Genomic DNA, 6,186 nt, shown 5'->3' with positions numbered 1-6,186 from the left:
GCGGTACCACCCTCCTCCTCGAACCGGTACCAGGCGATCGACCCGCCGGCGGTGCTCCCGGTCGGCGAGTCCAGCATCGACCGGACCTCCGCCTGGCTCAGGGCCCGGTCGAAGATGTGGAACTCGTCGATGCTCGCGTCCAGGAACGCATCGCCGTACTGCGACCGCCCGATCCACCGGTTACCGGGATTCCCGAGGTTGGCCGGGCTCAGCGTCATGGCCGTGTTCTGGCCGGCCTGCTGACCGTTCACGTACAGCGTGCCGGTCTGCTGGGTGAGCGTGACGGCCAGGTGCACCCACTGGTTGGTCGGCAACGCCGCGTTACCGTCGATCCGTTGCTCGCCACCGCTGCCGCTGACCGTGATCGCGAACCGCGGCACGTTTCCGGTGACACCGGCACGCGGAGTCAGGAACATGTTGACCGTGGTGTTCTGACCGAAGTCGAACAGCCGGCTCCAGTTCTGGGTGGCCGCGAGGTTCACCCAGGTGGCGATCGTGAAGTCGGCGAGCTGGCTGATCGCCTCCTGCGGAAGGGTCACATGCTGCGCCCGGCTGGGGCCATTCAGGCGGAGCGCGCTGCCGAAGCGGCCCGGCACCCGGCCGATCTGCGGCTCCTGCGGCTCCTCACCGCCCGGGCCGCCATCGCCCATCCGCGCGGTGATCGCGGCCTGGCACGCCGCGAGTTCGCCGACCATCCAGTCGAGCTTGGTCTTGAAGATCGGCTCGCCAAGGTCGGCGTAGCCCTGCGCCAGGGCCGTCATGAAGTGGCCGGCCCAGTGGCCGCTGAGCAGACCGCCGTCCTCCCACCCGCCAGGGACGGAGACGCCCGCCGGGTTCGGCCGACCAGCCTGGTTGTTGAACAGCACAAGGAAGCGCCGCTCGTCGAACTGCCGGAGCCAGGCCTTCATGCGGTCGCGCTTCTCCTGGAGCAGTCCGTCGCCCAGCTTCACCTCCCGCAGCTGGAACGGCCTGACCGGGGCGGTGCCGCCGGGACCGGGATCGGCCGGGGTCGCGCCCAGGGCGGTCGCGCCGGTCGTCGTCCCGGTGGCTGTCGCCGCCTCGGCGGCGGTCGCCGGGAGCGCGCCCGCGGTGGCCACGGCGGCGGCGCCAATGGCCGATGCCTGAAGTACCTGACGTCGGCTGACGGGCATCTTGTCGGATTCCACCATTGCGGATCGTCCTTTCGGGCAGGGGGATTTACGGGGCCTTCGGCGCGTTGCCAGCCAGTGCCGAGGTCCGGGCTTCCGCCCGGCCCTCGTTCCGGGCGTCGGCGAGCAACTGCACGAGTCGCCGCCGGCGTCGGCGGACGGTGCTCCGGAGGGCAAACGCGAGGGCTGCGAGGGCTGCGGCCAGGGCCAGTTGCGGCCACGGCAGCGCCCAGATGGTGACGGTGGCGGTGGCGGGCCTGATCTCGGCGCCGGCGGGGCCACCACCGAGGACGGCCGGGGTGAGGTCGACGCGGGTCTGGAGCCGTCCCACCGCCCACACCCCGTCGAGGCGGGCCTCGACCTCCCGGGTGCCTCCGGGAAGCGTCTCCTCGACGTTCGTCGCGATTCGCCGTGTGGCCAGGTCGAACGGACCGGTGGCCGCCGTCCGGCCGGTGCCGGTCACCGCGACGTTGCCGTCGTTCGTCGTGGTGTACCTGAGACGGACGGTGCCGGCCGAGAAGGGATTCCACGAGCGCTCGTACCTGGCGGTGAGGCCGCTCACCGCCAGAGACGCGGTGACCGTGCCGCTGGCCCGCAGCATGACCCGGAACCCGACCCGACTCTCGACGGCGACCGTGCCTCCCGTGCTCGTGACCGCCGCCGCGATGCCGGCCGGGTGGTCCCCCGGCGTGGCGTCGCGGGGCACGGCGATGGTGAACGGCACCACCTTCGTCTGCCTCGGCCCGACGCTGACCGTCTCCTGCACCCTGATCCAGGTGCCACCGTCCACCGACTTCCGGTTGGACGGGAGCATGTTGAAGCGTCCCTTGTCGGTGAGGTAGCCGTCGGCCGCCTTCAGCGCGAAGACCACCGTGCCGTCGCTGAGGTTCCGCACGGCCAGGTGCTCGGTCACTACCTGGCCCGGGTCGAGCGTGCGCTCGACCCACCGGCGGCCGTCCGGGCCCTGCTGACTGGCCGGCTGGACCGCCCAGGTCAGCGTCGGGCTGGTGGGTTCCGCCACCGCGGTGGCGGGTGCGATCGGCACGGCGACGAACACGGCGGCCAGCACGGCGAGCAGTCGCAGCGGCGTCCGCGGCAAGGTCCGGATCATCGGGGTCCTTCGACGGAGGGATGTGATGGTGGGGGCCACGGCGACGCGGCCCCCACCCGTGCGTCACTCGAACAGCGAGAGGGTCAACGTCGAGGTGTACGAGCCGGCGGCGACATCCGCCGGGGTCCGCAGGTACAGGTCGGCGTCCACCGAGTACGCGTCGCCGGTGACCGCCTCGGAGTCGAACGTCGACACCAGCAGCTCCTGGTCGACGAGGCCCACGTTGTTGCCGGGCTGGGTCGGCTCGTCCAGGACGGTCACCACCTCCTCGCCTTCGGTGACCAGGCCGCTGTCGCCCCCGTCGAGAAGGCGCGGCTTCCAGCCGAGATGGCCGGCGCTGATCGGCGCCTGGCCGGCGCCGCCGACGAAGTCGGTGGCGCTACCCAGCACGGCCCAGGCCGCGTTGTCGGGCACCTCCTCGGCCGTACGGGTGTCGGTGACCGTCACCGTCGGCAAGCTGCCGACGAACTGACGGACCAGCAGGGTCGAGCCGTCCTCGGACAGCGCGACGGAGTTGCCGGCGATCGACATGGCGAGCACGCCGGGTTCGGCGATCTCCTCGATGTCGACCGTCACCCGCACGTCGGCGCTGTCGCCGGGCTCGGCCTGGACCGGCGCCTGCAACGCCACCGTCCCGACCAGCACCGCACCCGCGGCACCGGCCGCGAGCAACCGCCTACGGTTTCCTGTGTTCATCTGCTACTCCATCGTCGCTAGTGGTTACGGGGCCTGACGGGGATCGCCGGCACAATCGGCGCCGGCGTGGTCTGCGGTGCGGACGGTCGTCACGTCCACACCGTTGATGGGCCCGGTGGCGCGGACGGTCGCCGAGCCGGCCGGCACCGAGGGCGTCCGGGTGGCGAACGACTGGTAGGCGTTCGCACCGGGTGCCACGTCGGCGACGGAACGCTGGCCGTAGGCCGTCTCCAGGACGATGTCCACGGGCGCGTCGTGCTCGTTGCGCGCCTGCACGGCGACGTACGCCCTACCGCCGACGCACCGCGCCTGGACGCTGACCGTGACGGGCAACGCGGGTTGGACACCCGGGTCGTCGGCGACGACCCGCCACTCCGTGATCGCGACCGCGGAGTAGGTGGTGCCGTTCCCGTCGGCCCGGATCGTCGCCCGCACCCGAGGTGTGGTGACCGGATCGAAGGTGACGGTGTTGAACGCGGTGGTGCTCGTGCCGTAGGCGGACGCGCCGGTCACGTCACGCCAGGCCGAGGTCCCCTCGTCCCAGTACTGCAGCACCCACCCGTCGGGTTCGGCGACGCCGTCGCCGGTGCCGCGGTTGGAGTCCCGCCAGAACTTCAGCTCCGTCCCGGTGACGCGCACCGGTCGGGCCCAGTCGTACTGGACCCACTGGGTCGCCGGGCGGGTCCCGGACCAGGTGCCCCAGAGCTGCGCCTGGCTCGGGTTCGCCGGGTCGGCGCCGTCGTTGAGGGCGGTGAGGCTGTTCCAGCCCGCCGTGTAGGACGCGCTCGGGGTCGCGATGGGCCCGATGTTGCCGGTCAGCGGCCCGGACAGGTCCGCCGGGATGGTGACCGTCTTCGCGGTCTCCTGGTTCCCGGCCGTGTCGAGCGCGCGGAACGACACGGTGTGCCGGCTCGAGTCGGGCGCCGCGATGGCGCCGCTGTAGGCCGTCCACGGGCCGGCGTCGATGGCGTACTCGACACGGGCGAGACCGGAGGTCGCGTCGCTCGCGGTCACCGTGACCGCCCGGGTCGTGCTGTCCACGGTGGCCGTGCTGACCGGTGCCGTCGCGTCGATGCGTACGGCCAGGCTCGCGGGCTCCGAGGTGTTGCCCGCGCGGTCGGTCGCGGTCGCCCGGACCGCGTGCTGACCGTCTCCGGAGACGGTCACGTCGACGGACCGCACGGCGCTCGCGACGACCGGCTCGCCGTCGTCCACCCGCGACTCGATGGTCAGCCGACCGCCACCGTCGTCGACACCGGCGATACGCACCCGCACGGCGGACCGGAACCAGCCGGCACCGCCGGCGCTGCCGCTGGGTGTGAGCGTCAGCGTCGGCGCCGTCTCGTCGCCCTCGGTGTCATCCGGTGAGATGACCCTGACCTGGGCGGAGACGCGACCGGCGGCGTAGCCGAGCACGCTGCCCCCGATCGTGAACGTCCCGGGCGTCGCGACGTCCTCCGGCGTGACCGGGTCCCAGAAGACCGGCACCCGCAGCGTCTCGGCGCCGAACGACACCGGGAGGCTGTCGGGCAGCTCGGTCTCCCCCACCTCCACCGTCATTCCCGGCGGGGTGACGGACTCGGGCTGAGTGGCGAGGATCTTCCACTCCTCGACCGCCACTCCGGAGTAGGTGCTGCCATTGGTGGACGCGTCGAACACGGCGCGGACCTGCGTCGTGCTCACCGGGTCGAACGTGGTGTCCTGGAAGCCCTGCGTGCCGGTCGGGAAGCCGCTCGGGCTCGGCACGTCGGCCCACTGTCCGCTGTCGAGATTCCAGTACTGGAGGCGCCAGCGGGCGGGGGCCGCGACGCCCGCGCCGGTGCCCTGGGGCTGGTCGTTCCAGAAGTCGATCTGCGACCCGGAGATCCGCATCGGCTGGTCCCACGTGTACTGCGCCCACTGCTGGGGCGGGTTGTTGCCGGTCCAGGTGCCCCACATGTCCGGTGGCAGCGGGTTCGACCGGACGATCTCGTCGTTGAGCGCCTTCACCCAGTACTGCGTGGGCACCGGCACGTTGGAGACAGTGACCGTCGCCTCCTGGGCGATGTTCGCCCGCGGGGTGCGATCAGGCCCCCTGACCGGCGTCGGCGTCACGAGCTTCAGCCTCGGCGGGTTCTGCGTGTCGTCCCACTCGACGGGGTCGATCGCCACCGAGCGGCGGAAGTGGCCGCCGCCCACAGCGTCGGCGGTGTGGTACGCGATGTACCACCGGCCGTCGAACTCCAGGATGCCCGGGTGGCTCGTCGTCGAGGAAACCGGCCGGAGCATGGTGCCCCGGTAGGTCCACGGCCCCTCCGGCGACGACGCCGTCGCGTACGCGATGCAGGCGTGGTAGTTCGCCGGGGTGCACTGCGAGGTCGGACCGGCGTTGTTCCCGGCGTACGCCATGTAGTAGGTGCCGTTGCGCTTGAACGCCCAGGCCGCCTCGAAGAAGCCGGTCAGGCCGGTGACCGAGCGCTGGGTGGTGACCGGGGTCTTCATGTCCTGCTGGAGCTCGATCATCCGCAGCTGGCTGAACGAACCCCACCAGAGGTACACCCGCTGGTTCGGTGCCGTGCCGTCGACGAGGATCGTCGGGTCGATGTTGTGGATGGTGTTGGGCGTGGGCACCCGCTGCGAGATGATCGGCCCGCCCGCGTGGTCGGTCCACGGGCCGGTCGGGCTGTCCGAGACGGCCACGCCGATCGCGAACTTGTCCGAGGCCGGGCTGTCCCGTTCGTTGATCGGTACGTACCAGTAGTAGCGTCCGTCCACGCCCCGGACGACCTGGCCGGCGTACGCGCGCCCCGGCGTCGCCCAGGCGAAGACCTGTTCCGGGCGCATCAGCGACGGGTAGTGGGTCCACTCCCCCGCCTCGACGTCCGTGGTCCGGAAAGCGCCCCACTCGTTCATGACGAAGTCGTTGGTGGACGGCCCGGCCTGGTCGTGGCCGGTGTAGATGTAGAGCTGGTCCTGGCCGCTGTCGTTGCCGGGTGCGCCGCTCGGCACGACGACCGGCGCCGGGTCGGCGGAGTAGTAGCTGCCGTCGCCGAGGATCGGGTTGACGGTGTTGGTGAAGGTGTACGAGTCGGCGGCGTGCGCGGGCGCGGCGACCCCGACCAGGCCGGCGGCGACGAGCCCGGTGACCGCCGCCGCGGCGACCACCCTGCGGAGCCGGCGCACGGGCCGGCGGGTTGGTGGGGCGGCGCCGCGCACCACGGTGGTGTTCACGGTGTCGATCTCCTCACTGTT

General features: G+C 71.9%; 4 protein-coding genes. All 4 read right to left on the bottom strand.

Translation table 11 applies throughout. From position 1 onward, the window contains the following. Positions 1 to 1,169 (bottom strand): LamG-like jellyroll fold domain-containing protein (locus ACWD6N_RS28655; RefSeq protein WP_450005339.1); only part of this gene is annotated, 1,169 nt, incomplete at its 3' end. 28 nt (positions 1,170 to 1,197) lie between these two features. Next, positions 1,198 to 2,259 carry a hypothetical protein gene (locus ACWD6N_RS28650; protein WP_354966763.1) on the bottom strand — a complete coding sequence of 354 codons (1,062 nt, stop codon included), beginning with the start codon at positions 2,257 to 2,259 and terminating at the stop codon, positions 1,198 to 1,200. Between the two features lie 63 nt (positions 2,260 to 2,322). Beyond that, complete coding sequence (locus tag ACWD6N_RS28645) at positions 2,323 to 2,955, bottom strand: hypothetical protein (RefSeq protein WP_354966764.1); 633 nt, start codon at positions 2,953 to 2,955, stop codon at positions 2,323 to 2,325. Between the two features lie 24 nt (positions 2,956 to 2,979). Continuing rightward, a complete protein-coding gene (locus ACWD6N_RS28640) occupies positions 2,980 to 6,165 on the bottom strand; it encodes a family 43 glycosylhydrolase (protein ID WP_450005337.1) in 3,186 nt (1,061 codons plus the stop codon). Positions 6,166 to 6,186 lie beyond the last annotated feature (21 nt).

Source organism: Micromonospora sp. NPDC005163, assembly GCF_053599835.1.
This window is presented reverse-complemented; position numbering and strand designations above follow the sequence as displayed.

Bases quoted from the DNA above. Each gene is read 5' to 3' on its own strand.
- ACWD6N_RS28650 (WP_354966763.1), bottom strand. From the start codon at position 2,259: ATGATCCGGACCTTGCCGCGGACGCCGCTGCGACTGCTCGCCGTGCTG.
- ACWD6N_RS28645 (WP_354966764.1), bottom strand. From the start codon at position 2,955: ATGAACACAGGAAACCGTAGGCGGTTGCTCGCGGCCGGTGCCGCGGGT.